This window comes from Pseudomonas sp. R62 (genome assembly GCF_000257605.1).
Lineage (GTDB): Bacteria > Pseudomonadota > Gammaproteobacteria > Pseudomonadales > Pseudomonadaceae > Aquipseudomonas > Aquipseudomonas atacamensis.
This window is the reverse complement of record NZ_JH635999.1, coordinates 68,707-70,115: the sequence shown is the minus strand read 5'-3', so window position 1 is coordinate 70,115 and position 1,409 is coordinate 68,707. Positions and strand designations below refer to the sequence as shown.

2 protein-coding genes are annotated in these 1,409 nt (G+C 61.7%); both read left to right on the top strand.

All coding sequences use genetic code 11. The features are described 5' to 3' along the window. Positions 1-86 precede the first annotated feature (86 nt). Positions 87-1,052, top strand: a complete 966-nt coding sequence (locus tag OQK_RS18725; protein ID WP_016773728.1) for a bile acid:sodium symporter family protein — start codon at positions 87-89, stop codon at positions 1,050-1,052. Positions 1,053-1,172: 120 nt separating this feature from the next. Then, on the top strand, positions 1,173-1,409 hold a 237-nt coding region (locus OQK_RS18720), incomplete at its 3' end, for an SMR family transporter (protein WP_038861382.1).

Genomic DNA, 1,409 nt, shown 5'->3' with positions numbered 1-1,409 from the left:
AACATTAATGTGTCTGGCTCACCGCATTCGCGAGCAGGCTCGCTCCCACAATGTTTTGTGGTGTAACCAAAAATAAGGATCAAGCCATGCGCGCACTGGCTGCACTCAGCCGCTTTGTCGGCAATACCTTCGCTTACTGGGTTCTGATATTCGCCGTCGTGGCCTTTCTGCAACCGGCGTGGTTCATCGGCCTGAAAAGCGCGATCGTACCGCTGCTGGGTCTGGTGATGTTCGGCATGGGCCTGACCCTCAAACTCGACGACTTCGCTGCCGTCGCTCGCCATCCGTGGCGGGTGGCGCTGGGCGTGGTTGCGCATTTCGTGATCATGCCCGGTGTGGCGTGGTTGCTCTGCCAGGTGTTTCATCTGCCGCCGGAAATCGCCGTCGGGGTGATTCTGGTCGGTTGCTGCCCGAGCGGCACCTCTTCGAACGTGATGACCTGGCTGGCGCGCGGTGATCTGGCGCTTTCCGTGGCGATTGCCGCGGTCACCACCCTGCTCGCCCCACTGTTGACCCCGGCACTGATCTGGCTGCTGGCCTCGGCGTGGTTGCCGGTATCGTTCATGGAGCTGTTCTGGTCGATCCTGCAAGTGGTGCTGTTGCCGATCGTTCTCGGCGTGGTCGCGCAGCGGCTACTCGGCGACAAGGTGCGGCATGCGGTGGATGTGTTGCCGCTGGTGTCGGTGGTCAGCATCGTGATTATTGTCACCGCCGTGGTGGCGGCGAGTCAGGCGAAAATCGCCGAGTCCGGCCTGCTGATCATGGCCGTGGTCATGCTGCACAACAGCTTCGGTTATCTGCTCGGCTACTTCACCGGGCGCCTGTTCGGCCTGCCGCTGGCTCAGCGCAAGTCGCTGGCACTGGAAGTCGGCATGCAGAATTCGGGACTGGGCGCGGCATTGGCCAGTGCGCACTTCTCGCCACTGGCGGCGGTGCCGAGCGCGCTGTTCAGCGTCTGGCACAATATTTCCGGAGCACTGCTGTCGACGTACTTCCGGCGCATGAGCGAAAAAGAAGACCGCGACAACCTCGCGCAACGGGCTACCGATTGAGGCTGAAAACTTGATCCCCGGGTTAATGCTCGTCAGTATATTGCGCAACGCGGGGACGACCCTGCGGCTCGCTCGAGTCATTCATATGGGGACGACCCCGTCAATCGATGGAGGTCCTGCATGTCCTGGATCATTCTGTTTTGCGCCGGCCTGTTCGAAGTCGGCTGGGCCGTCGGCCTGAAATACACCGACGGCTTCACCCGCCCGCTCCCCACTGCCCTGACCGTTGCCGCCATGGCCATCAGCCTTGGTTTGCTCGGTCTGGCGATGAAGGAATTGCCGCTGGGTACGGCCTATGCGATCTGGACCGGTGTCGGTGCTGTGGGCACGGTGATCGCCGGGATCATTCTGTTCGGT